24 protein-coding genes and 1 tRNA gene are annotated in these 24,582 nt (G+C 61.2%); 6 read left to right on the top strand and 19 right to left on the bottom strand.

Annotation, left to right across the window (positions count from 1 at the left end):
• Positions 1 to 25: 25 nt before the first annotated feature.
• From QA646_RS01565 to QA646_RS01545, 5 genes are all read right to left on the bottom strand, one after another.
• Positions 26 to 745, bottom strand: a complete 720-nt coding sequence (locus QA646_RS01565) for an RlmE family RNA methyltransferase (RefSeq protein ID WP_283057198.1) — start codon at positions 743 to 745, stop codon at positions 26 to 28.
• Positions 742 to 2,316 (bottom strand): Ppx/GppA phosphatase family protein, encoded by a 1,575-nt coding sequence (locus QA646_RS01560; RefSeq protein WP_283057196.1) that lies wholly within the window; start codon positions 2,314 to 2,316, stop codon positions 742 to 744. Before QA646_RS01560 ends, QA646_RS01565 begins: the two co-directional genes overlap by 4 nt.
• A gap of 165 nt (positions 2,317 to 2,481) precedes the next feature.
• The gene (locus QA646_RS01555) at positions 2,482 to 3,261 is read right to left on the bottom strand and encodes an anti-sigma factor (RefSeq protein ID WP_283058935.1); all 780 of its coding nucleotides are present in this window, start codon (positions 3,259 to 3,261) and stop codon (positions 2,482 to 2,484) included.
• 20 nt (positions 3,262 to 3,281) lie between these two features.
• Complete coding sequence (locus QA646_RS01550) at positions 3,282 to 3,920, bottom strand: RNA polymerase sigma factor (RefSeq protein WP_283057195.1); 639 nt, start codon at positions 3,918 to 3,920, stop codon at positions 3,282 to 3,284.
• A gap of 60 nt (positions 3,921 to 3,980) precedes the next feature.
• Entirely contained in the window at positions 3,981 to 4,523 is a 543-nt protein-coding gene (locus QA646_RS01545; protein ID WP_283057193.1) for a tetratricopeptide repeat protein, read from the bottom strand.
• Between the two features lie 195 nt (positions 4,524 to 4,718).
• Here QA646_RS01545 and QA646_RS01540 point away from each other — a divergent pair, with 195 nt between their 5' ends.
• The 3 genes from QA646_RS01540 (at position 4,719) to QA646_RS01530 (ending at position 7,628) form a co-directional block, all read left to right on the top strand.
• On the top strand, positions 4,719 to 5,771 hold the full coding sequence (locus QA646_RS01540; RefSeq protein WP_283057191.1) for a type III polyketide synthase: 1,053 nt from the start codon (positions 4,719 to 4,721) through the stop codon (positions 5,769 to 5,771).
• Positions 5,771 to 6,268 carry an isoprenylcysteine carboxylmethyltransferase family protein gene (locus QA646_RS01535; RefSeq protein WP_283057189.1) on the top strand — a complete coding sequence of 166 codons (498 nt, stop codon included), beginning with the start codon at positions 5,771 to 5,773 and terminating at the stop codon, positions 6,266 to 6,268. Before QA646_RS01540 ends, QA646_RS01535 begins: the two co-directional genes overlap by 1 nt.
• A 112-nt stretch (positions 6,269 to 6,380) precedes the next feature.
• Complete coding sequence (locus QA646_RS01530; protein ID WP_283057188.1) at positions 6,381 to 7,628, top strand: FAD-binding oxidoreductase; 1,248 nt, start codon at positions 6,381 to 6,383, stop codon at positions 7,626 to 7,628.
• 11 nt (positions 7,629 to 7,639) lie between these two features.
• Here QA646_RS01530 and QA646_RS01525 read toward each other — a convergent pair whose 3' ends face one another.
• From QA646_RS01525 to QA646_RS01485, 9 genes are all read right to left on the bottom strand, one after another.
• Complete coding sequence (locus QA646_RS01525; RefSeq protein ID WP_283057187.1) at positions 7,640 to 8,167, bottom strand: gluconokinase; 528 nt, start codon at positions 8,165 to 8,167, stop codon at positions 7,640 to 7,642.
• 46 nt (positions 8,168 to 8,213) lie between these two features.
• The gene (locus QA646_RS01520; protein ID WP_283057186.1) at positions 8,214 to 9,167 is read right to left on the bottom strand and encodes a peptide ABC transporter ATP-binding protein; all 954 of its coding nucleotides are present in this window, start codon (positions 9,165 to 9,167) and stop codon (positions 8,214 to 8,216) included.
• Positions 9,167 to 10,180, bottom strand: a complete 1,014-nt coding sequence (locus QA646_RS01515; protein WP_283057184.1) for an ABC transporter ATP-binding protein — start codon at positions 10,178 to 10,180, stop codon at positions 9,167 to 9,169. The genes QA646_RS01520 and QA646_RS01515 overlap by 1 nt, the downstream gene beginning before the upstream one ends.
• Complete coding sequence (locus QA646_RS01510; RefSeq protein WP_283057183.1) at positions 10,180 to 11,073, bottom strand: ABC transporter permease subunit; 894 nt, start codon at positions 11,071 to 11,073, stop codon at positions 10,180 to 10,182. Before QA646_RS01510 ends, QA646_RS01515 begins: the two co-directional genes overlap by 1 nt.
• A gap of 9 nt (positions 11,074 to 11,082) precedes the next feature.
• Positions 11,083 to 12,087 carry an ABC transporter permease subunit gene (locus tag QA646_RS01505; protein ID WP_283057182.1) on the bottom strand — a complete coding sequence of 335 codons (1,005 nt, stop codon included), beginning with the start codon at positions 12,085 to 12,087 and terminating at the stop codon, positions 11,083 to 11,085.
• Between the two features lie 90 nt (positions 12,088 to 12,177).
• Positions 12,178 to 13,773: an ABC transporter substrate-binding protein gene (locus QA646_RS01500; RefSeq protein ID WP_283057181.1), complete on the bottom strand. Its 1,596-nt coding sequence runs from the start codon at positions 13,771 to 13,773 to the stop codon at positions 12,178 to 12,180.
• Positions 13,774 to 14,109: 336 nt separating this feature from the next.
• On the bottom strand, positions 14,110 to 14,598 hold the full coding sequence (gene rirA / locus QA646_RS01495; protein WP_283057180.1) for an iron-responsive transcriptional regulator RirA: 489 nt from the start codon (positions 14,596 to 14,598) through the stop codon (positions 14,110 to 14,112).
• Between the two features lie 239 nt (positions 14,599 to 14,837).
• On the bottom strand, positions 14,838 to 15,185 hold the full coding sequence (locus QA646_RS01490; RefSeq protein ID WP_283057179.1) for a VOC family protein: 348 nt from the start codon (positions 15,183 to 15,185) through the stop codon (positions 14,838 to 14,840).
• Between the two features lie 154 nt (positions 15,186 to 15,339).
• On the bottom strand, positions 15,340 to 16,836 hold the full coding sequence (locus tag QA646_RS01485) for a CoA-acylating methylmalonate-semialdehyde dehydrogenase (RefSeq protein ID WP_283057177.1): 1,497 nt from the start codon (positions 16,834 to 16,836) through the stop codon (positions 15,340 to 15,342).
• Between the two features lie 112 nt (positions 16,837 to 16,948).
• On the opposite strand from QA646_RS01485, the gene QA646_RS01480 reads away from it, so the two are divergent.
• Positions 16,949 to 17,830 (top strand): LysR family transcriptional regulator, encoded by an 882-nt coding sequence (locus QA646_RS01480; RefSeq protein WP_283057176.1) that lies wholly within the window; start codon positions 16,949 to 16,951, stop codon positions 17,828 to 17,830.
• On the opposite strand, the gene QA646_RS01475 is transcribed toward QA646_RS01480, so the two are convergent.
• The gene (locus QA646_RS01475; protein ID WP_283057175.1) at positions 17,798 to 18,016 is read right to left on the bottom strand and encodes a hypothetical protein; all 219 of its coding nucleotides are present in this window, start codon (positions 18,014 to 18,016) and stop codon (positions 17,798 to 17,800) included. The two genes, QA646_RS01480 and QA646_RS01475, sit on opposite strands and share 33 nt — an antisense overlap.
• Before the next feature lie 290 nt (positions 18,017 to 18,306).
• Here QA646_RS01475 and QA646_RS01470 point away from each other — a divergent pair, with 290 nt between their 5' ends.
• Positions 18,307 to 18,453, top strand: a complete 147-nt coding sequence (locus tag QA646_RS01470; RefSeq protein ID WP_181316005.1) for a hypothetical protein — start codon at positions 18,307 to 18,309, stop codon at positions 18,451 to 18,453.
• Between the two features lie 51 nt (positions 18,454 to 18,504).
• Here QA646_RS01470 and QA646_RS01465 read toward each other — a convergent pair.
• Both QA646_RS01465 and QA646_RS01460 read right to left on the bottom strand, forming a co-directional pair.
• Positions 18,505 to 18,581: transfer RNA gene (locus tag QA646_RS01465), tRNA-His, on the bottom strand.
• 226 nt (positions 18,582 to 18,807) lie between these two features.
• A complete protein-coding gene (locus QA646_RS01460) occupies positions 18,808 to 19,257 on the bottom strand; it encodes a phasin (RefSeq protein ID WP_283057174.1) in 450 nt (149 codons plus the stop codon).
• A gap of 223 nt (positions 19,258 to 19,480) precedes the next feature.
• Here QA646_RS01460 and QA646_RS01455 point away from each other — a divergent pair, with 223 nt between their 5' ends.
• Positions 19,481 to 23,134, top strand: coding sequence for an ATP-binding protein (locus QA646_RS01455; RefSeq protein ID WP_283057173.1), 3,654 nt, complete (start codon positions 19,481 to 19,483; stop codon positions 23,132 to 23,134).
• Between the two features lie 18 nt (positions 23,135 to 23,152).
• Here the strand turns inward: QA646_RS01455 and QA646_RS01450 are convergent, their stop codons facing one another.
• A complete protein-coding gene (locus tag QA646_RS01450; protein WP_283057172.1) occupies positions 23,153 to 23,554 on the bottom strand; it encodes a GFA family protein in 402 nt (133 codons plus the stop codon).
• Positions 23,555 to 23,611: 57 nt separating this feature from the next.
• Positions 23,612 to 24,502 (bottom strand): LysR family transcriptional regulator, encoded by an 891-nt coding sequence (locus tag QA646_RS01445; RefSeq protein ID WP_283057171.1) that lies wholly within the window; start codon positions 24,500 to 24,502, stop codon positions 23,612 to 23,614.
• Positions 24,503 to 24,582: the final 80 nt, after the last annotated feature.

Below are 24,582 nucleotides of genomic sequence, written 5' to 3'. Positions count from 1 at the left end.
TCATCGGACAAAAGCGATGGCTAAATCAAGCACTCGTTGCTTCGTCGTCCATGCTGCGGCCTTTGAAGCCCTTCGCCAACAGGAACATCTCCACCGATTCGGACCTCGACGCGCCCGGCTTCACATGAATGACCTGGCGAAAATTCTGCTTCAGGAAGGTCAGCAGGTCACGTTCCGTACCGCCCTGGAAGGTCTTGGCAAGGAAGTGCCCGCCTTCGGCCAGGACTTCGACAGCGAAATGCGCCGCGACTTCGCAGAGATGCATGGTCCGCAGGTGGTCGGTACGGTGATGGCCGGTCGTCGGTGCGGCCATATCCGAAATCACCAGATCGGGCGTACCGCCGACGGCGTCGATCAGCCGCTGCGGTGCGTCCGGATCCAGGAAGTCGAGCTGCAGGATGGTGACGCCCGGAAGCGGCGCCATTTCCAGGAAGTCGATCGCCGCAACGCGGATATCCTCTTCCGTCGATCCCGTGACCTTGGCGGCGATCTGCGACCAGCTCCCCGGCGCAGCGCCAAGATCGATGATGCGACGTGCACCTTTGAGGATGTGGTGCTTCTCGTCGATCTCCAGCAGCTTGAAGGCGGCACGGGCGCGGTAGCCCTCAAGCTGGGCGCGCTGCACATAGGGGTCGTTGATGTGCCGTTCCAGCCATTGCCGCGAGGAGGCCTTCAGCTTCTTTTTCTTGACGCGCTGGCCGAGTTTGCGGCCCGTACGATTGCCGGCGATGGTTGGCTTGGTCACGTCTGCGGCCCCTTCATATCCCTCGGTCGATGGCCGCGGCGCGAACGGCCCCGCCGCCACACGCCGTCATCCGCCATCATATCGGTCAGCAATCCTTCGCGCAGGCCGCGATCGGCAACGCGCATGCGCGGGCTCGGCCAGCGGCGGCGGATCGCCTCGAGAATGGCGCAGCCCGCCAAAACGAGATCGGCGCGGTCCGGCCCGATGCAGGGGTTGGCGGCGCGCCCGGCGAAATCCCAGGAAAGCAGCTTCGCTTGCATGGCCGTCACCTCATCATCGGACAGCCAGACACCATCGACCCGGCGCCGGTCGTAACGCGGCAGATCGAGATGGACGCCGGCAAGCGTCGTCACGGTGCCGGATGTGCCGATCAGATGAAAATCGCCGCTGTCGCGGGCAGCACCCTGAACCGGCGGGCAATCGAAGCGTTCGAGCATGCCCTCGACTTCGCGCACCATGGTCTCGAACAGTTCCGGCGTGACATCGCGGCCACCGTGGCGTTCCGAGAGCGTCACGACGCCGACCGGCAGCGAAGTCCAGTGGGTGATGTGATTGGCGAGCCGGCTGGAGCGGTTTTCGCCAATGCGGATGACGGCGATTTCCGAAGAGCCGCCGCCGATATCGAACAACACGACCGAGCGCGCCTCGGGACCGACCAGCGACGAGCAGCCGGAGACGGCAAGCCGCGCCTCGGTCTCGCGATCGATGATTTCCAGCCGTAGGCCGGTTTCTTCCGTAACGCGGGTGAGGAAAGTTTCGCCGTTCTCCGCCGCGCGGCAGGCTTCGGTGGCAATCAGCCGCATGCGGCGGATCTCACGCGTCTTCAGCTTGCCGGCGCAGACGCGCAACGCCTCGACAGCCCGGTCCATGGCATCGCTCGACAGCCGGCCGCTGGCGCCAAGTCCCTCGCCGAGACGAACGATGCGGGAAAAGGCGTCGACAACGCGGAACTGGCCCGGCCTCGTCGGCTGCGCGATCAGCAGACGGCAATTGTTGGTACCGAGATCGAGCGCCGCGTAGAGATCGACGGGACGGTACTCTCCATCGGCATGCTGATGCAGTGCGTGGCCATCACGGCGCTGCGCCGGCGGATGCCGGTCATTATGATGATCATTCCGGACAGGCGCCTGTTCAGCGGTGACGGGAGCGACGGGAGCTACGATCTGCGCCGTCTTTTCATGCACCAGCGGGCGGCCTTGCAAACCGCGCTTGCTGCGATGCTTGCGCCTGTTCTTGCCATTCTTATGCGATGGCCCGGCCGCAGGGCGCTGTTCCGGCGCCGTGGATGCCTGCTGCTGATTTGTGGAAGCATGTTGCGCGCCATCCTGCGCTCCGCCACGGGAACGGCGGCGACGCTTGCGCTTTTTGCCCGGAGAACCGGTATCGTTGTCTATCGGGCGTGTCGCCACCGGGCCGGACGTGCCGGTCTGGTTGGCCTCCGCAGAAAAAGCGTTCGGACGGGCGGGACTGCCACGCTTACGCTTACCGCGCCGGGAGGATTTACCCTTCCTGCGCTCTGCTACCGACGCCCCGTTTGCCTGCGGCGCTCTGCCGCTGTCGGGGTCACTCACGTATCTTTTCCACCGCGCCGCGCAAGGCCCCAGGGCATGCTGCAGGCGCTCATTCGATTTTCGTTGGGCGGAGAATATCAGCAGGATGAGTTTTCGCCAAATTCTTTTTGAATCGTGCGATTTGCGGGAGCTAACCCTTCTCACGCGTTGGGGAAAGGCTCAATCTCAAGCCGCCAAGCTCCCCCGAACGCCATCCGCCAGCGCCTTCATCCGGTCGATCGGCAAATGGCCGATCAGCATGAAGGCGAGGGTCGCGTTCGACCAGTAGACGACATTCATGCCGCGACGGTTTTCCATGTCCGGTGCGGAGGCGCCTTTGGTCGATGGGGTGATGCAGAGTGCCATCGGACCGCTTTCGGGATCGAGATAGGCGATCTGCGCCAGAGGCTTGTTATCATAATTCAATAGCTGGGCGCGCTTGAAATCAATGCCCGGCAGGGCAACGGCTTCGGGCGTCAGCGTGAGGCCGAGCTTGGAGCCGACTTCGCTCAATTGCACGACCTGTTGGGCCCGATTGCCAGCCGGCGCGCTCAGCGTATCCGGCGTATAAAGGGAAAGATATTCGGCGACGACGGCGCGCCACTCGCTTGCCTCATCCGGTTTTCTGAGGCTGCGGCTGATGCCGATCGCGGCGCGGTCGATGGCGACGCCCACGACAAGGCAGGCGGCGATCGCGGACAGGAAGCCACGGCGACTGACGCCGGAAGTAGCCTTCCTTTGCTCGCTTGCGGAAGGGATGGCAGCAAGCATGGCGGTAAGCTTGGCGCTCGGGGCGGCGGCAAGCACGGGTTCGAATGCCTCACGGAAGGGCAGATCGCTGCGCGACAAGAAGTCGAAGCGCTCCGCCACTTGGGCGTCGCTGGCGATCAGCTTTTCTATTCTGTCACTCTCGGCGGCGTTCAACTCGCCGTCGATGAAGGCAGTCAGCAGCTCGTCCGAGGGCATTTTTTTGTTGTCTAGTTCACTCATTCCCGTTCCCCAGTCGCCCGGCCCCGGAAAGCCGCGCCATCCGCGGGTCCCGCACCATCGGCGAGCTTCGCCCGCGCCGCCGCCAGCCGGCTCATCACCGTTCCGATCGGCACATCCAAAACCTCCCCCACTTCGCGATAGGAAAGTCCTTCAACATAGGCGAGGAACACGGCGGTACGTTGCGCTTCCGGCAGCGCCTGCACCTGTTTCAGCACCTGGCCGGCGAGGATATGCGTCTCCGTCTCGCGCGCACCGTCGAAGACCAATGTCTCGTCGGCATCGACAAATCCCTGGCCCATGCGCACCCGGCGCGCTCGTATCTCATTCAGCCAGATCGAGTGCAGGATCGAAAACAACCATCGATCGAGCCGTGTCCCGGCCGCGAACTGCCCAGCCCGCTCCAGTGCTCTGACGCAGGTCGCCTGCACCAGATCATCCGCGACGTCGCGTTGGCGAGACAGCACCACCGCATAGCGCCAGAGCCGCGTCAGATGCTGCGACAGACCCGCCCTGATATCCTCTTCGCTGGCTATGGCACCCTCCGCGAGGTTCGCGTTTTTGGGAATCGCCGGCCTTGCCGGCGGTTCCGATTTTACCCGACTATAAGCAGAAATTGTGGAATGAGCGACTGACACTCGGATATCCCTCTGAATACTGACTGCTTATGCCGGTCGCCTCAGGTCCGACGCCCGAAATCAGAGGCTCGACGGATTCTGGATGGCGTTGTTCAGGTCCTGGTATTCCTCGCAGGAGGTGTTGCCGCAGAGCGTCTTGATCGTGCTCAACTGATCCTTGGCGAGGTCGATCTGCCCTTTGATGACGTAGGCTTCGCCGAGATATTCGCGAACCAACGAGTATTTCGGGTCCATTGCGACGGACTTCAGGTAGTAGGAAATGCCTTCATCCGTGCGGCCGAGCTTGCGGGTGGCATAGCCGCGATAGTTCAGCGCTTCGGCCGTGTTCGGGTTTTGCATCGTATCCAGAACTGCCAGCGCTTCTTCATAGCGGTGGTCCTTCTTGGCGAGCGAATAAGCATAGTCGGCGCGGTTCTCGTCGGTGATATTGGCGCCCTGCTGCTTCACGCACTTCTTCGTCTTCGTGTCGTAGATCTCGCCTTTCTTGCAGGTAGGTGTCGTGCTGCTGTTGTCGCCAGCCGCGAAAACCGGAACCGTGAGAACGCCGAGAGTGAGGCAGGCGCCGAGACCGACGGAAGCCAGGCGGAAAGCGGTAGTCGTCATGGGATTGCTCCTTGGCAAAATGAATGTTGCGGTGGGAGAACACGCGATCCGTTCATTTTATTCGCAGCCATCCAATATTTTTCTCGCGCTTCTATCGCGACCTGCCCTCACTCTTTTGTGACCGACGCTACTGAATAATTCCTGCTGCTGGCGTGTTTCACCTCAGTACCCGCCGCGGGTCGCAAGGAGAAACACGTGACCGATACCGTCAAGCTTGTCAGTCTGGCTGTCGCCACGCCCGACAACATCCTCTACCAATCGGAGGCCGCCGAGACCGCTGGCCGCCTGTTTTCCGATCGGTTTCGCGATTTTAAGCATCTCGCCCGCGTGTTCGACAGCGCCGGCATACGCAAACGATATGTTGCCCGGCCGCTCTCCTGGTTCGAGCAATCGCATGGGTGGCAGGACCGGATGGAAGCCTATGCCGAGGTCGCAAGCCAGCTCTTTACGAAGACCGCGACCGACGCGCTGGAACGCGCCGGCCTGAAGGCGGAAGAGGTCGATTGCATCGTAACGGTGTCGTCGACGGGCGTTACGACACCTAGCCTGGAGGCGCGGCTCTCGCGCGAGTTGGGCTTCCGCTCCGATATCGAGCGCGTGCCGGTCTTCGGCCTCGGCTGCGCGGCCGGCGTTTCCGGCCTTGGTATCGCCTCGCGCATGGCAAAGAGCCGGCCTGGCGCTGTCGTGCTGTTCATTGCCCTCGAGCTCTGCTCGCTCGCCTTCCGGCTGGACGAGTTGACGCGGCCGAACATTGTCGCGACGGCGCTGTTCGGCGATGGCGCAGCCGCCTGTATCCTGCGCACCGGCAAGGATGGTCTCGCAGAGATCGAATCGACGGGCGAGCATCTCTTTCCCGATTCGCTTGGCATCATGGGCTGGAAGATCGACGATACGGGCTTCGGCATCATCCTGGACCAGTCGCTGCCGCCCTTTGCCGAAGCGAATATCAAACCCGCCGTCGCCGGCATTCTCGGCCGCGCCGGCCTGGCTATATCCGATGTCGACCGCTTCATCTGCCATCCCGGCGGCACCAAGGTGCTGGCGGCGCTGGAGACCGCCTTCGGTCTGGAACCCGGCTCGCTGGATATCGAACGTGAAGTGGTCAGCGATTACGGCAATATGTCGTCGCCGACCGTGCTCTTCGTGCTGGAGCGCGCCATCAGCGCCGGCCTGCCGCGGCGTTCGGCCCTGGTCGCCATGGGTCCCGGCTTTGCGGCGAGTTGCGTCACGCTGAAGAAGGCCGCCTGATGGTTTGGCCATCGATCGCACTTTTGACCTTTGTTACGCTGCAGAGGCTGGCCGAACTGCTGCACGCCCGGCGCAACACCGCCGCTCTCCTTGCTCGCGGCGCCCGGGAGATCGCACCGGAACACTATCCCTACATGGTCGCGATGCATGCGGCCTGGCTCGTCGGTCTGTGGCTTCTGGCCGCAGACCGACCAGTCAGCCTGATCTGGTTCATCGTTTTCATGGTGCTGCAGGGCCTCCGCGTTTGGGTGCTCGCGACTCTGAAAGGACGCTGGACGACGCGGATCATCGTGTTGCCCGGCGCAGCTTTGGTGACAAACGGACCCTATCGTTTCCTCAGCCATCCGAACTACGCCGTGGTCATCGGCGAGATCGCCGTGCTGCCGCTTGCGTTCGGCCTGCCGCTTTACGCCTTGATCTTCTCGCTGCTCAACGCAGCCATTCTTACCATTCGCATTCGCGCTGAAAATGCGGCCTTAAGACAGGTCGGGGCTTGATTGCATTTTTCATTTGCGCCGCAGCATTTTGGCAGGCATTTTCGCTGCTTGGAGCATGGTTTTGGGATAGGACCATGCTCAAATAAAAAGAAGCACGCGGATAGCAGGGAACATGGCAAAAGACGCAATCGTGCTCGGTGCAGGCATCGTCGGCATATCGACGGCCATCCATCTCCAGCGGCGCGGGCGCCAGGTCACTCTTGTCGACCGCAAAGCTCCCGGTAAAGAGACCTCCTTCGGCAATGCCGGACTGATCCAGCGCGAAGGCGTCGTGCCCTACGGCTTTCCGCAGCAGTTCGGCCTGCTGCTGCGCTACGCCTTCAACAACCGCATCGATGCACATTATCACCTGCGCGCGCTGCCCGGGCAGATTGCCTTTCTGGCCCGCTACTGGTGGAATTCCAATACCAAACGGCATGAGATGATCTCGCGCGCCTATGCGCCGCTGATCGAGCATTCGATCAGCGAGCACAATGACTTGATAGAAGCGTCCCACGCCGAGGAATTGATCCGCAAAAATGGTTGGATGGAGATTTTCCGCACGAACGAAAAACGCGATGCGGAATTCGCCGAGGCCGAGCGCCTCAACCGCGAATTCGGCATCGCTTATGACGCACTGACCGGTGCCGATATCGCGACGCTGGAGCCGCACATCAAGGGCAGCTTTTCCGGCGGCCTGCGCTGGCGCGACCCCTGGTCCGTGCTCGATCCGCATGGGCTGATCGCTGCTTACCGTGCTTATTTCGAGAGCATCGGCGGGCGCTTTACGGTCGGCGACGCCGTCTCACTTGGCCGGTCCGGCTCCCATTGGAAGATGGCGACGTCGGAAGGCTCGATCGAGGCGGAGGATGCCGTCGTCGCTCTCGGCCCCTGGGCCGATCTCGTGACGAAGCGTTTCGGCTATGCCTTTCCGCTGGGCGTCAAGCGCGGCTATCACATGCATTACGCCACCGAGGACAACGCAATCCTCAACAATTGGACGCTGGATGCCGAGCGCGGCTATCTTCTGGCGCCGATGAGCCGCGGCATCAGGCTGACGACTGGGGCGGAGTTTGCACTGCGCGATGCGCCGAAAACACCGATCCAGCTTGACCGTGCCGAAGCCGTCGCCCGCACCGTCTTTCCGCTCGGCGAGAGACTCGACCCAGAGCCCTGGATGGGCGCCCGCCCCTGCACCCCGGATATGATGCCGATCATCGGCAAGGCGCCGCGCCACGAAGGCCTGTGGTTCGCCTTTGGCCACGCACATCATGGCCTAACGCTAGGACCCGTGACGGGACGCGTGCTTGCCGAGCTGATTACCGGTGAAAAGCCGTTCATCGACATCTCGGCTTACGCACCGGACCGCTTCGCGCCCTGAGACATCGGACTTTACCGAATTGCGTCGAGGCCCTTGAGTGCGGCCTCGACGATGCCGTCGACCGTGTCATCGATGCCGACCGTGACGACGCCGGGTTCGCCGGTCGGCACTTCCAGCGTTTGCAGTTGGCTTTCCAGCAGTGACGCCGGCATGAAGTGGCCCTTGCGCTCGCCCATGCGTTTGGTCAGCAGTTCCTTCGAGCCATTGAGATAGACGAAATAGAGATGTCCGCCGGCGGCGGTTCGCAGACGCTCGCGATAAATACGCTTCAAAGCGGAGCAGGACACGGCAATCGCTTCGCCTTTCGCTAGGCTCGCGGCGATCTGCTGACCGATGAGGTCGAGCCAGGGCCAACGATCTTCGTCCGTCAACGGAATGCCCTTGCTCATCTTTTCGACGTTGGCCGCGGGATGCAGTGCGTCACCCTCGACAAAATGCAGACCCAGCAGCGCCGCCATCTTTTCGCCGATGGACGACTTGCCGCTGCCGCTGACGCCCATGATGATGATAGCGAGGGGGGTGGTCGATGTTTTGGTCATTCGTTGTTCCCGGTGTGAAAACCGCAATCATCTCCCCATTGCCGAATCAATCCAACGGAAAGAAACAGGCGAATTTTTGCGTTCCTTCGCCGAACAATTCCGGCGTCACCTGGCGGCATTTATCCTGCGCACGCCAGCAACGCGGATTGAAGTGACAGCCGGTCGGCGGGTTGAGCGGAGACGGCAGTTCGCCCTGCAGGCGGATGCGGTTCTTCTCGCGTTCGGGATCGGCGATCGGCGTCGCCGACAATAGCGCGGCGGTATAGGGATGGCGCGGGCGGGTAAAGACTTCTTCCGCCGTACCGATCTCGACCGGGCGGCCGAGATACATCACCATCACATCGTCGGCGATGTGATGGACGACCGAAAGACCGTGCGAGATGAAAAGATAGGCGAGCCCCATCTCCTTCTGCAGGTCCATCAGCAGGTTCAGCACCTGAGCCTGGATCGAAAGGTCGAGTGCGGAGACCGGCTCATCGAGCACCAGCACCTTCGGCCGCAGCATCAATGCGCGGGCGATGGCGATGCGCTGGCGCTGGCCGCCGGAGAACATGTGCGGATAGCGGTCGTAATGTTCTGGGCGCAGGCCGACGCGCGCCATCATCTCCTCGGCCTTGCGGCGGCGGGTGGCGGCATCATCATCAGTATTGATCTTCAACGGCTCCTCGAGGATGGAGCCGACTTTCTGGCGCGGATTGAGCGAGCCATAAGGATTCTGGAAGACGATCTGCACGGCGCTGCGCAGGCTGCGGTCGCCGAGCTTCGCCGGCTTGCCGTCGATCAGCAATTCGCCCGCCGTCGGATCCTCGATCATCGTCACCAGGCGAGCGAGCGTCGACTTGCCACAACCGGATTCACCAACGACAGCGAGCGTGCGGCCGGACTGCAGGCTGAAGCTGACGCCGTTCAATGCCTTGACGGTCGCTTCCGGTTTGAAGGCGCCGCGCTTGACGGTGTAGAAACGGGCGAGATCGCGCCCTTCGAGAACAGCACCCGACATCAACGGCCTCCTGCTGCTTGCGTGGCGGCAAGGCCGGGATGGCCGAGCGGCTTGCCGTGTTCCAGTGGATAGTTACAGAGTGCCACGCCGAGCTCCACGCCTTGGCGCTTGACGCCGCGATCGCATGCCGGCGTCGCAAACGAACAGCGCGGCGCGAAGAGACAGCCCGTGGGGCGATCATGCTGGCCTGGCACGACACCAGCGATCGACGGCAGGCGCTCGCCGACCACGGCACGTTCCGGCAAGGCCGAAAGAAGTGCTGCCGTATAGGGATGATGGGGATCGCGGAACAGGGACTTCACCGGCTGCTCCTCGACCTTCTGGCCGGCATATTGCACCTGTACGCGCTCGGCGGTTTCGGCCACCACGCCCATGTCGTGGGTGATCAGCACCAGCGCCATGCCCTGCTCTTTCTGCAGACGCACGAGCAGATCGAGGATCTGCGCCTGGATGGTCACGTCAAGCGCGGTGGTCGGCTCGTCGGCAATCAGCAGCTTCGGATTGCAGGCAAGCGCCATCGCGATCATGACGCGCTGGCTCATGCCGCCCGACATCTGGTGCGGGAAGTTCGACAAACGATCCGCAGGTGCCGGAATGCCGACAAGATTCAACAGCTCGATCGAGCGCTCACGGCGCGCCTTGCGGTCGAGGCCCATATGGATGCGCAGGGTCTCGCCGAGCTGAAAGCCGACTGTGAAGCACGGATTGAGGCTCGACATCGGCTCCTGGAAGATCATCGCCATGTCCTTGCCGATGATCTTGCGGCGCTGGCGCGAGGAGATGCCACGCAGGTCCTTGCCATCGAAGGTCATGCGGTCGGCGGTGATCTTCGCCGTCCAGGGCAGAAGCCCCATCATGGCAAGCATGGATACGGATTTACCAGAACCGGATTCGCCGACGATCGAGAGGATTTCTCCCTTGTCGCAGGTAAGAGAGACACCGTCGACCGCCCGGAACAAGCCGGACGCGGTCTGGAATTCAACGGTGAGATTTTCAATATCGAGAAGCGGCATCACGACCTCTTCAGCTTCGGGTCGAAGGCATCGCGCAGGCCATCGCCCATCAGATTGATGGCGAGAACCGTAATGAGGATGCAGAGACCGGGGAAAGTGACGAGCCAGGGATTGCTCTGGAAGAATTCGCGCGAATCCGCAAGCATCGTGCCCCATTCCGGCGTCGGCGGCTGCGCGCCCTGGCCGAGAAAGCCGAGGGCTGCGGCGTCGAGAATCGCGGCCGAGAAGGCAAGCGTCGCCTGCACGATCAGCGGACCCAGGCAGTTCGGCAGGATGGTCTTGAACATCAGGCGAAGCGGACCGGCGCCGGAGACACGCGAGGCGATGACATATTCCTTGTCGCGCTCGGCCATTACCGAGGCACGCGTCAGGCGGACGAAGTGCGGCTGGTTGACGATGGAGATCGCGATCATGGCATTGGTCAGGCCGGGCCCCAGGATTGCCACCAGCACCAGGGCGAGCAGCAGCGAGGGGATGGCAAGGATGATATCCATGATGCGCATGATGATCGTATCGGTGCGGCCACGGACATAGCCGGCGACGAGGCCGATCAGGATGCCGGCGAGCGCCGACAGCGAGGCAACCACCAGGCCGATGAACAGCGAAAACCGCGTGCCGTAGATCAGGCGCGAGAGAAGATCGCGGCCATTGGCATCGGTGCCGAGGAGAAAGTCGCTATTGCCGCCTGGGGCCCACGCCGGCGACAAGCGCTGCATGGCGCTGCCATAGGCAGTATCCGGATCATGCGGAGCGACCAGGCCTGCGAAGATCGCCAGGAACAGGACGAAGACGAAGATCGCCAGCCCGATGACGGCGCCTTTGTTACGCGAGAAATAGTACCAGAACTCCGCGAGAGCGGAGGGGCGGTCGGATTTGAGACTTACCGTACTCATGGGCCGCTCCTAGTGACGAATGCGTGGATTGATGAAGCCGTAGAGCAGGTCGACGGCGAGATTGACGAGCATGACGATGCCCGCGATCAGCAGCAGACCGCCCTGCACCACAGGATAATCGCGCTTGAAGACAGCGTCGATCATCCACTTGCCGATGCCCGGCCAGGAAAAGATGCTTTCCGTCAGGATCGCGCCGCCGAGCAGCACGCCGACCTGCAGGCCGATGGTGGTGACGACGGGGATCATGGCATTGCGGAGCGCGTGCACGGAAACGACGCGCAGCGGCGCGAGGCCCTTGGAGCGGGCGGTGCGGACATAGTCCTCGCCCAGAACTTCCAGCATGGCCGAACGCGTCTGCCGGGCGATGACGGCGAGCGGAATGGTGCCGAGCACGATGGTCGGCAGGATCAGCGAGTTCAGCGCAGAGGCGAAGGCGCCCTTCTGACCCGACAGCAGGCTGTCGATCAGCATGAAACCGGTGATGGGCTTGAAGAAATAGATGAGCCCGATGCGACCGGAAACCGGCGTCCAATGCAGATAGCCGTTAAAGACGATGATCAGCAGCAGGCCCCACCAGAAGATCGGCATGGAATAGCCGACGAGGGCCACGCCCATCACGCTCTGATCGAACCAGGTGCCGCGCTTGACGGCGGCGAAAACGCCGGCCGGGATACCGAGACAGATCGCCAGGATCATGGCACAGATCGACAGTTCCAGCGTTGCCGGGAAGAAGGTCAGGAAGTCGGTCAAGACGTCGCGCTTGGTGGTGATCGAAGTGCCGAGATCGCCATGCAGCGCGTTCCAGATATAATGGCCGTATTGTACGATCAGCGGCTGGTCGTAGCCGAGATCATGGGAGATCTGGGCGTGGCGCTCTGGCGACATGACGCGCTCACCCGACAACAGCATGACGGGATCGCCGGGAAGCAGGCGGATGAAGGAAAAAGCGACGATCGATACGCCGAGGAATGTCGGGATCAGCACCGCAAGGCGGCCGAAAAGAAATCGCAACATGGCAGATGTCCAAAGTTTTCCGGCGGTCAGGCAAATTGCCTGACCGCCGGCTTCACCCGGCTTTCGACCGGGTATTTCAGAGCGTGTCCGTTATTCGGCGATATCGACGCCGTCGAAGCGGTGAACGCCGACCGGATCCTGCACGTAGCCGGAAACCTTGGTGCTCATCGGAATGAACTCCTCGGAATGGTCGATGGTCATCCACGGAGCTTCGCGCTTGAAGACGACCTGCGCCTGTTCATAGAGCTTGGTGCGCTCCTTGATGTCGGACGTCTGCTTGGCCTTCTTCACGAGATCGTCGAATTCCTTGTTGCACCACTGGGCGCGGTTGTTACCGCCGACTGCGTCGCAGCCGAGCAGCGTGTCCAGGAAGTTGTCCGGATCGCCGTTGTCGCCGGTCCAGCCGAGGATAGCCGCGCCATCGCGGTCCTTGGCGGAGGAGAGCTTCAGGTACTGAGCCCAGTCATAGGTGACGATCTCGGCCTTGACGCCGATCTTGGCGAGGTCAGCCTGCATCAGCTCGGCAGCGCGACGCGCATTCAGCATGTACGGACGCGAAACCGGCATCGCCCAGATCTTCATGCTGAGGTTCTTGACCCCAGCCTTTTCAAGCATCTTCTTGGCTTCTTCGGGGTTATACGGATCGTCCTTGATGTCCTTGTTGTAGGACCACATGGTCGGCGGGATCGGGTTGGTGGCGACTGAACCGGAGCCCTGGAAGACGGCGTCGACGATCGCGCGCTTGTCGACAGCCATGTTCAGCGCCTTGCGCACTTCGGCCTTGTCGAAGGGAGCAACCAGCGTGTTGTAGGCGAGATAGGAGACGTTCAGGCCCGGCTGTTCGAGAACCTTCAGGCTCTTGTCGGTCTGGAGATCCTTGATGTCGGCGGCGTTCGGGTACGGCATGATCTGGCATTCGCCGGACTTCAGCTTCTGCGCGCGAACCGATGCGTCCGGGGTGATCGCGAAGACGAGATCGTCGATCTTTTCCTTACCCTTGAAGTAGGTTTCATTCGCCTTGTAGCGGATGACAGCGTCAGGCTGATAGGCGACGAAGGTGAAGGGGCCAGTGCCGAGCGGCTGCTGGTTCATCTGCTCCATCTTCTTGTCGGCCTGCAGCTTGTCTGCATATTCCTTCGACAGGATCGAAGCGAAGTCCATGGCGAGGTCGGCGATGAACGGTGCTTCCGGGCGGTTCAGGACGAACTTGACGGTGAGGTCATCGACCTTGTCGACCGACTTGATCAGCTTCGGGAAGCCCATGCCCGCAGCATATTCATAGGAACCGCCGGCGACATACTTGGCCCACGGGCTGTCTTCCTTGAGCTGGCGGTCGAACGAGAAGACGACGTCGTCGGCATTGAGGTCACGGGTCGGGGTGAAGTAATCGGTGGTCTGGAACTTCACGCCCTTGCGGAGCTTGAAGGTGTATTCCTTGCCATCGGGGGAAACGGTCCAGCTTTCGGCAAGGCCGGGCTCAACTTCGGTGCTGCCGTGCTTGAACTCTACGAGGCGGCTGTAAACCGTGCGCGAAGAGGCGTCGAAGGTGGTGCCGGCGGTATAAATCCCCGGATCGAAACCTTCCGGTGAACCTTCCGAGCAATAGACGAGCGTTTTGGACCAGGCGGACGTCGCCATAACCGAAGTCAGGGCTGTCACTGCCAGCAGGACAGAGATCTTTTTCATGATATCGTTTCCCAGGTTTGTTATTCTTTTGAAGCCGTGGATCCCCATAGGTTCCTATCCGGATCGCGCCGATGGAACGCTATTTAATGTGTGAAAGCAACACGCCCGGCCCAAAATTTTTCCAAATTGCGGAGTTTGGAAATTTTAAGCTAAAAATGATCTTGGATTGGTAACAATCTGACGAAATCGCGCCTCTTTTCGACGCAATCTGGATAATTTTACGCTTGCCTGTTCAAAAATACGAATGATCGGCCACAGGGTTTGCCGGCCAGGCAACAAAAATCCGCGGACACTTCAAAGCGTCCGCGGACTGAAAAACTGGCACAAATTAGGGGATCAGGCGGCCGGCGCCGCGATCACGGGCTTCTTGGCGAACGCCCGGCGATCGTCCTCGGTCAGACCGAGCAAGAAATTGATCTGCGGACGAGCCTTGACGAGATCGTCGATGGAATATTCCGTCAGCACGTCGAAGAAGGCGTTGAGCGCCTTGCGTAGCGCCGAATTCAGGCCGCAGCTATCGACCAACGGGCATTCGACGACACCTTCCTCGAAGCATTCCGCCATCGCGAAACTATCTTCCGTCACCTTGACGACATCGAACAGGCTGATGTTGGCCGCCGGCTTGCCGAGACGCACGCCGCCATTGCGCCCACGCACGGTCTCTACGAGACCGGCCTTAGTGAGCGGCTGCAAAATCTTGAACAAAAACAACTCGGAAACACCGTAAGCTTTTGCGATTTCCGGAATGCGGCTCAAGTGGCCTTCGTTGGCGGCGCAATACATCAGCATGCGCACTGCGTAGTTGGTCTGCTTGGTCAAGCGCATGCCAATCTCCTGGAATCAAGGCCGCATAGGACGGTTCGACTGGTATATAGTGCCTTTCGTAGTTTTGAACAATTCCAAAAGATGAAATTTACATTCACGTTATTCTGATGGGATATGGAACGTCCCTGCCCGGCCGCGCCCACTTGCGTTCGGGGGCGGCAGGCACGCCGGTGCCGGAATAATCGTCGATTTCGATCAATGGCGATCTGCGAATTTTTGAACAGATAAAGGTCGGGCCTTCAGCTCACCGAAACCCAGACCGCCATCTCGCAGCCGCCCGGCTCGCGGAAGTGAAAGCGCCGGCCGCCGGGAAAGTCGAAGGCGGGCCGTGTGACCACACCGCCGGCGAGTTCGACGGCGCGCTGCGCCGCTTCCAAATCCGTCGTGCGCACGACGGGGAGTGGTGCGTCGGTGGCCGCTGCCGCATCGCCCTGGATGCCGGCGTCGATGCCCGCCGCTTCGATGGCGTGATAGGTCGGTCCGTAGCTGACGAAGCTCCAGTCGAAAGCTTCCTCGAAAAAGCGCCGGGTCTTCAACCCGTCGGTCGATGGGAATTCGAGATAGTCGATCTGATAGGTTACGGGCATCGCACCGTCCTCCGGTTGTTCTTGTTTTGTTCTAAAACAAAATACACCATCCAGCAAGATGACTCAGCAGAAAATAACCGCAACAAAAAACCGCCGCCCAAATCTGCCTCAATCGGCATTGGGCGGCGGTCGTATCAGACGATACCGAAGAATGTTACTTCATCGTCGGCATGACGAATTCAGCGCCACCCTTGATGCCGGACGGCCAGCGGGCGGTGATCGTCTTGGTGCGGGTCCAGAACTTGATCGAGTCCGTGCCGTGCTGGTTGAGGTCGCCGAAGCTCGAGGCCTTCCAGCCGCCGAAGGAGTGGTAAGCCAGCGGAACCGGGATCGGCACGTTGACGCCGATCATGCCGATGTTGATGCGCGAGGCGAAATCGCGGGCGGCATCGCCGTCACGGGTGTAGATCGCGACACCATTGCCGTATTCGTGCTTCATCGGCAGGTCGAGCGCTTCTTCGTAGTTCTTGGCGCGGACGACCGACAGAACCGGTCCAAAGATCTCGGTCTTGTAGATATCCATCTCAGGCTTGACGTGGTCGAACAGCGTGCCGCCGACGAAATAGCCGTCCTCGTAACCCTGCAGCTTGAAGCCGCGGCCGTCGACAACAAGCTTGGCGCCTTCCTCGACGCCGCGGTCGATCAGGCCGTTGACGCGGTTATAGGCATCCTTGGTGACGAGCGGGCCCATATCGGCCTTGTCATCGGTGTAGGGGCCGATGCGCAGGGATTCGATCTTCGGCACCAGCTTTTCGACCAGACGATTGGCGGTGTCTTCGCCCACCGGAACGGCAACGGAGATCGCCATGCAGCGCTCGCCCGCCGAACCGTAGCCAGCGCCCATCAGGGCGTTGACAGCCTGATCCATATCGGCGTCCGGCATGATGATCATATGGTTCTTGGCGCCGCCGAAGCACTGCGCGCGCTTGCCGTTCATTGCGGCCGTGCCATAGACATAGCGGGCGATCGGCGTGGAACCGACGAAGGAAACGGCAGCGATATCCGGATCGGTCAGAATGGCGTCGACCGCAGCCTTGTCGCCGTTGATGACGTTCAGGATGCCTGCCGGCAGACCGGCTTCGATCATCAGCTCGGCGAGACGGAGCGGCACGGACGGATCACGCTCGGACGGCTTCAGGATGAAGGCGTTGCCGCAGGCGATTGCCGGTGCAAACATCCACATCGGGATCATGGCCGGGAAATTGAACGGCGTAATGCCGGCGCCGACACCAACCGGCTGGCGGATGGAATACATGTCGATCGCCGGGCCGGCGCCTTCGGTGAACTCGCTCTTCTGCAGATGCGGAATGCCGCAGACGAATTCGCAGACTTCCAGGCCACGGAGAACGTCGCCCTTGGAGTCGTCGACCGTCTTGCCGTGCTCCTTGGAGAGCATCACCGCCAGCTCGTCCATATGCTGGTTCAGGAGTTCAACGAACTTGAAGAAAACGCGGGCGCGGCGCTGCGGATTGGTGGCGGCCCACTTCGGCTGCGCGGCCTTGGCATTTTCGACGGCTGCGCGGATTTCTTCGACGCTGGCGAGCGCGACTGTCGCCTGCACTTCGCCGGTTGCCGGATTATAGACGTTGCTCGTGCGGCCGCTGGTGCCGGCAACGCGCTTGCCGCCAATGAAATGACCGATCTCTTGCATGGATGTGCCTCCTCGTTTTCTGGAATGATGACAGGATCGCACTTCAATTTGCACAAATCAATGAGCTGATATAAGCAACCGTTGTGCAGAAATTAAAGTCCTGGATGTGCATATGGATTGGGATGACGTCCGCATGTTTCTTGCTGTTGCCCGCACGGGACAGATCCTTGCGGCCTCGAAACGGCTTGGGGTCAACCATGCGACGCTCTCCCGGCGAGTGACGACGCTGGAGGAGCGGCTGAAGACGCGGCTGCTGGTGCGCCGCACCAATGGCTGCGACCTGACCTCCGAGGGGGAAATCTTCCTGCATGCGGCCGAGCGCATGGAAACCGAGATGCTGCGCGCGCAGGCGAGCGTCGGCCATCTCGACAGCGCCATTACCGGCACGGTGCGCATCGGCGCGCCCGACGGCTTCGGCGTCTCCTTCCTCGCACCCCGCTTGGGTCGGCTGATTGCGCGCTATCCGGAACTGCGTATCCAATTGGTGCCGGTGCCCCGCTCCTTTTCGCTATCGCAGCGCGAGGCGGATATCGCCATCACGCTGGAACGTCCGGAACAAGGCCGCCTGATCTCGTCCAAGCTGACGGACTATACGCTCGGCCTCTACGCCTCCAAGGCCTATCTCGATCAGGCGGGCTTGCCCGACAGCGTCGAGGCGCTGAAACTGCACCCGCGCATCGGCTATGTCGAAGACCTGATCTTTACCGCCTCGCTGAATTTTTCCGGCGAGATCATGCGGAGTTGGGACGCATCGTTCGAAATTTCCACCTCCATCGGCCAGACGGAAGCGGTGCGCTCCGGCGCCGGCATCGGCATCTTGCACGATTACATCGCCAGGCAATATCCGGAGCTGATCCGCATCCTTCCCGATATCTCGATCAAACGCGCCTACTGGACCATTTATCACGAAAGCGCCCGTGATCTGGTGCGAGTGCGCACCGTCGCGGATTTTCTGCAGGAGCTAGTGAGCGAGGAAAGGCGGATATTTTTCTGAAGCCCCGTCAGCCTTCAGGCATGTTATTTCGGCATGCTTCGGCGGCTCTTCGTTCTCATCGGGGTTGGGAACGGGAATTTCATCCGGCAGCCTGTCGGGATCCGGCTCCTCTATTGGCGGCTCCGGCGTCCAGCCGGGACCGGGCATCGGTGGCGTTTCGGGAATCGGCTCGCGTGGCACGGACATGGCGAGGTCCTTCCGTCTCGTTGTTGATATGAACAGAACGGCGGCGCGCTGGCACGGTTCCAAAGGAAATCCCACCGCCATCGGTGAACACCGTGGCCAGACGCATGGTTCCCATTTCATTTGCGCGTGACGCCGGCTTTCGCGGCCGCGCCAAGATCGTCTCATGCATCACGTTCCAGAAATCTCCAGATGAGCGCAAGAGATGCGCGGCACAGCATGGAGGTGCGACCGCGCTGGACAAGAGCCGGCCATGGCCTAGAATCCTAAGAACATCTCAGGGAGCAAAGATCATGAGCGAGAAGAAGAAACCGAAGCTGACCGAGAAGGAACGCAAGGAGCAGGACGACTATCTCGAGGAGGCGCTGGAGGAGACCTTTCCTGCGAGCGACCCAATCTCGCCGGGACATGTCGCGAAGAAGCCTGAGGATAAGAAATAGCCTGAGGTTAACGCCCGGCTGCCTGCTTCTGTCCGATCGATAAGGGAGAAATGGTACGGTTGGGTGGTCTCGAACCACCGACCTCAGGTGCCACAAACCTGCGCTCTAACCAACTGAGCTACAACCGCACATGCCGCGTTGCCGCGGGGACGGGGGTCACATACGAGGACTTTGAAATTATTTCAAGTCCTATCTCCCTGCAATATGAAAAAGCTGGGTATGACCCGCCTTCAAAACACGCATCGCATTCGGACGAAACAGCCAAAGGCGTTCTGTCGGCCCGAATCTAAAACGTCCCGTTTCCAGTGTTCAACTGAAAACGGGACGTTCCGGTCTTGGGAAGTTTTTGGAGAATTAAGCGACCTTGAAGGAGGACATGGCCTTTTCGGCAGCGTCCTTGGCCGGCTTTGCGAGCTTTTCGGCGACCTTCTTGGTGGTTTCCTGGATGGACTTGGCCTGCTCGACGGTTACTTCAGCCTGCTTGCGGATGAAGGAGGTCTGCAGTTCGAAGAGTTCGGCGACAGACTTGACGCGAAGCAGAGCTTCCATGTGCGCCAGCGAGCTTTCAGCATTGGCGCGCAGCACGTCGATGGTCTTGAGGCCAAGTTCCACGGAGCCGGCCTGGGCAGTCTGCACGGTGGCTTCGAGAGTCTTGCCGGCGTCTTCGGCGGTCGTCTTCATCTTGGCGAAGGCTTCCTTGGACTGTGCAGCGCCCTTTTCGGCGAAGTCGCGGAAGGATTCAGACAGCTTGGACGGGTCGAATGCAGCCGTTGAAAAAACGTCGTCTTTCTTTACAGTAGCCATGATAGCGCTCCTATATGGGCCCTCCTCAGAGGCGCCCTTGGTGAATTGATTGAGCCTTATATAATATAAACTATTGTGCATTGCAACATATTTTTTGCGATGCACAACACGTTAACCCTGCCAGTTAAAAACCCGGCCCGTCGCTGGACCTGAAACCGGGGCGCCGTTATTAATAAAGCGTTAAAGTAAGAGAGGCGATCACGCCCGCAAAACAGGTCGGAACATGCCCGCAATTCAGTACCCATTCATTGATATTGCCGTGCACCCCCGCGTTCGGGAGCGTTTTGCGCGCGGCGAAGCCATGGTGCTGTTTTCGACCGGCATGGATCGCGTGCTCTGGGCCAACGGCGCCGGCGCCAATCTCTTCGGCTACGATATCATCTACGATTTCCTCGACCAGGGACCGAAGGCCGGCGATGTCTCTTTCCGCCAGATCGAAGCGACGGCGCGCGGACTTGGTGCGGTCGGCGACCAGCGCACCTTCCTGATCCGCATGGCCTCCGGCTTCCAGCGCGCCGTCGTCAACGCCGCGGTCGAAATCATCCAGGTCCAGGCGGGCGAAGAGGCGGTCCTGTTCTCCTCCCCAATCTCATCCAAACCGCTTGCCGCGACCGAGAGTGCGAAGCGGATGATCGACGGATTCGACGATCCCGATACGCATATGGCCGTGATCGGCCGCGACGGCGAAATCATCGCCGCTTCCGCCCGCTTCGACGCGTTGGGCGTGACGTCGCAGACCGCAAGGATGTTGACGACCATGGCGGGCGCGCAGGCGGAGCGGCTTATCAAGCGACCGATCCCAACCGGCCACGGCTATCTGCCCGCCGCCGTCGGCAAGCTGTCGGAAATCCCTGCCCTGCATCTGCTCTTCGTCGTCGATACCGCAGCCGGCAATCTCGATCCGACGGCAAGCCTCGGGGCCAACACATCCACCGCTTCGGCCGCGGGCACCGCGATAGAGCCGGAGGCGGAAGAGGCGCGGAATGAACTCGAGACTGCGGCGGCTGACGAAATACCGGCTGACGCCGCGCCTGCCGCGGAAGTGCCCTCGCCTGAGGTCATCGATGCTGTGGCGAATATCGAGGAGGTCGAGCATACGGCGGAAACGTCTGGCGCAGACCATGAAGAAATACATGCACATACCGATGCCGTGGGTCAGGATATCGATACGCTGGTGACGATGGACGGCGCGACACCCGAACAGATCGAGGCGGCCGCACATGCCGACGAGCTTGTACCGGAGGCCGATGACGATCTCCGGCCGAGCGCCGGAGAAAGGCAGGCGGAGGATGCAGAAGCAGGCGCCGAGCCTGTCGCAGCCGAGGCTGATATTCCCGAAAACGACCAGTCGGAGGGTTTCACCTTCAAACGCAGCGGCCGCGCCACGCGTTTCGTCTGGAGGATCGATGCCGAAGGTCGCTTCAGCGAAGTCTCGCGCGAGTTCGCCGAAGCCGTCGGCCCGCATGCCACGAAAGTAACCGGCGTTGCCTTCGCCGATATTGCCAAGCATTTCAATCTCGATCCGGACGGCAAGATCGCCGAGCTTTTGGCGCGACGCGACACATGGTCGGGCCGGACGATCTATTGGCCGGTGGAAAATACCAGCCTGGTGGTGCCGGTCGATCTGGCCGCATTGCCAACCTACACGCGCAGCCGCGAATTCGACGGCTTCAGAGGCTTCGGCGTCGTCCGCCTGTCCGATGCCATCGAAGATCCGATGAAGCTTGGCTTGAGGCTGGATGGAGAGGACGAGCAGGAAGCACCGACGCCGGGCATCGCTGAAGAGCCAGCCGCGGAGACGGTTGCGCCGGCAATCGCCGAAGAAGTGCTGCAGGAGGCGGCGGAGGAAAATGTTGCCGCGGAAGAGGAGACTGCTCGCGATGCAGGATCCGAGGCAACGGGCGAACCCGTTCCCACGGAAGACGAGCCGCCTGCCCTGAAGATTGCCGAGACGCCGAACCGCCGGGAATCCGACAAGGTCATCCGGTTGCACGAGCGCCGCATGCAGACCTCAGGCGGCTTGTCGCTCAGCGAACAGGCGGCCTTCCGCGAGATCGCCCGGCAGCTCGACCCCTTCGGCAAACGCGCCGAGCCGCCGAGCGGCGAGCCTGAAACGGTGGAACAGTCAGAAGAGGTGGTGGACATCTCCCCGCAGCCAAATGCTGCGGATGAGGTTCTGTCCGATGCCATCGAAGCGCCGGCCGACGACCATGCTGCCGAAGAGCCGCCGCATGCCGAAGAGCAGCCAGAAAGCGTCGAGACCACACAATCCGAACCGGATATGCCGGCGCCTTCGACTGAGACAGAAACGCCGGAAGAAAACATCGATCCGCTGGAGGTCTTGAGCACCGCCATTCCGCCACGCATGAAAATGCGTGATGGGCTGTCGGCGGAGATTGTCGATCAACTGCCCCTCGCCATTCTGGTCCACGCCGGCGACCGGCTGATCCACGGCACTCCGGAATTCCTGCGGCTGACGGGCTATGAAAGTCTCAATGACCTGGAACATGTCGGCGGCCTGGATGCGCTGCTGCAGCGTCATGACCTCGAAGGCAAGACCGAACAGCCGGGAACGATGATGGTGGTGCGCGCCGACGATACGCTCGTGCCCGTTACCGCGCGGCTGCAATCGATCCGTTGGGAAGACGGCACCGCTTTGATGCTGGCGCTGATGCCGATCGAAAAGAGCGAAGCCCCTGCGCCGGAGCCCGTGCCGGAAGAAGCGCGGCCGGAACGCATGGTCGAAAAGCTCGCCAAGCTGCAGGTCGAAATCGAAGAGCTGCGTTCGACGCTGGAAACGGCAACGGATGGGGTCGTCATCATCGGGCAGGAGGGCGAGATCCGCTCGATGAACCGCTCGGCAAGCGCGCTCTTCAACTATGATGACCAGGAAACCCGCGGCAAACCCTTCGTGATGCTCTTTGCGCATGAGAGCCAGAAGGCCGTGCTCGACTATCTCAGCGGCCTCTCCGGCCATGGCGTGGCGAGCGTACTGAACGACGGCCGCGAGGTCATCGGTCGCGAGGCATCGGGCGGCTTCGTGCCCCTGTTCATGACCATGGGTCGCCTGAACTCCTCGAACGGCTATTGCGCCGTCATCCGCGACATCACGCAATGGAAGCGCACCGAAGAAGAGTTGCGCAACGCCAAGCGTGCGGCGGAGACGGCCAATGCCCACAAGACCGATTTCCTCGCCCGCGTCAGCCATGAGATCCGCACGCCGCTCAACGCCATCATCGGCTTTTCCGACATGATGGCCGGCGAGCGCTTCGGGCCGATCGGTCACTCCCGCTATATCGAATATGCGACTGATATCGGCCGCTCGGGGCGGCATGTGCTCGACATCGTCAACGATCTCCTGGACATCTCCAAGATCGAAGCCGGTGAGATGGACCTGGAATTTGCCTCCGTCGGCCTCAACGAAGCCATTGCCGAAGCCGTGTCGCTGGTGCAGCCGCAGGCCAACAGCCAGCGCGTCATCATCCGCACGGCGCTGTCGCAGGCCGTGCCGAACGTCGTCGCCGATCTACGCTCGATCAAGCAGATCGCGCTGAACATCCTGTCGAACGCCATCCGCTTCACGCCATCAGGCGGCCAGATCGTCGTGTCTACATCTTACGAAGGCAATGGCAGCGTCGTCATGCGCATCCGCGATACCGGTGTGGGCATGACTCGCAGCGAGTTGGAACAGGCAATGAAACCCTTCCGCCAGGTGTCGACCAATGCCCGCAAACGCGGCGACGGCACCGGCCTCGGGCTGCCGCTGACCAAGGCCATGGTCGACGCCAACAGGGCGACTTTCTCGATCAATTCGGCGCCGAACGAGGGGACATTGGTGGAGATCACCTTCCCATCGCCGCGCGTGCTGGCTAACTGAGAAATCGTCGGCCCGCCATCAGAACCAGAGATCGCGCACGCACCGTCCTTTTGAAGGAAGGTCTTCAAACGTGTCCAGCCCATCGAAGTGATCGATAGGCAGGTCGGAGACGAGATCCGGTGGTGCAAGCCGAAGATTGACGGCAATGCGTCGGCGGCCATCCTTTTGAAGCCTCAGGCCGCGCCAGCTCAATACGCAGGCGCAAGACGGGCAGAACAATATTTCAAGGGAGGACTTCTCCCTGCCGGCGCGCGTATAGGACGCGGTCTGCCCGGTGACGGAAATCCGCTCCCCTTCGTAACCGTAGGCCCACAATGCGCCATAGCGCCGGCAGAGCGTGCAATTACAGGCCGTGATCGAGCCTGGATCGCCTTCGAGCGTCCAACCCGCCTTGCCGCAATGACATGAGCCGATCAGCATGGGCATGCCGCTCCATTTTGGTGTTCGTTCGAAGGCGGCATTCTGCCTCCACTTGGCTCAACTCGCCAGAGCCAGCCCTCCGTAACGGCTGATTTCGCTCTCGATCTCTGCCACGAGCGTATCGAGCGCCGGATTTCTCACCTTGCGACCGCGGCGCACCACATAGGCCAAGGCAGGCGGTGCCGGCAGGCCATGGGTAATGATTTCCATATCGGGTTGCAAATGACGGCCGTTCAGAAGCGCCACGCCCAAGCCTGAAGTGACGGCTGCGATAATTCCCGCGGCACTCGCGCATTCGAACACGGTTTCAAGAACCACGCCGCCGTCCTGTCCGATGTCGAGCGCCCATCGGCGATAGAAGCATTCATCGTCGAAAGACAGAAAAGGAACCGGGCCATCTTGGGGCAAGGAGAGGTCCGAATGCTTGACCCAATGAAGCTGCTCCCGAAAGAGAACGACATCGGTCGGGCGGACCTCATGGGCGAAAACCTGGATGATGGCCGCGTCAAGCTCGCCCCGCTCCAGCATTCCCCGCAGGACCAGGCTCATGCGGACCTTGGTGCGGACGGATACATTCGGGTGCAGGCGGCGAAATCGTCCCAAGATGCGGGCAAGGTCGGTGCAGGTCGTATCCTCGGTCAAGCCGAGGGCAACGCGTCCGGCAAGCGGCGTCTTCGACAGGCTCAACAGGGCCTCGTCATGCAGGCCGAGGATGCGCCCGGCATAATCAAGCAGATCCTCTCCGGCCGCGGTGAACATCGACGCTCCAGGCTTGCGGCTCAGCAGATCGCAATCGAGGCTCGTCTCAAGCCGCTTGATCTTATGGCTGACGGCGGATTGCGACAGGCCCAGGGCCTCGGCTGCGCGGGTGATGCCGCCGTGATGACGAATCGCCCATAGCGCGCGCAACGCATCGATTTCCAAACGTCGGCTGGTGAACTCGGTCATGGCAAACTCAGGTCAGATAGTCTTGCAGAGAGAATGCATGTTCCGGCGGCATCTGGCAAATATTCATTCGTTCTAAGACT

This window comes from Rhizobium sp. CB3090 (genome assembly GCF_029714285.1).
Taxonomy (GTDB): Bacteria; Pseudomonadota; Alphaproteobacteria; order Rhizobiales; family Rhizobiaceae; genus Rhizobium.
This window is presented reverse-complemented; position numbering and strand designations above follow the sequence as displayed.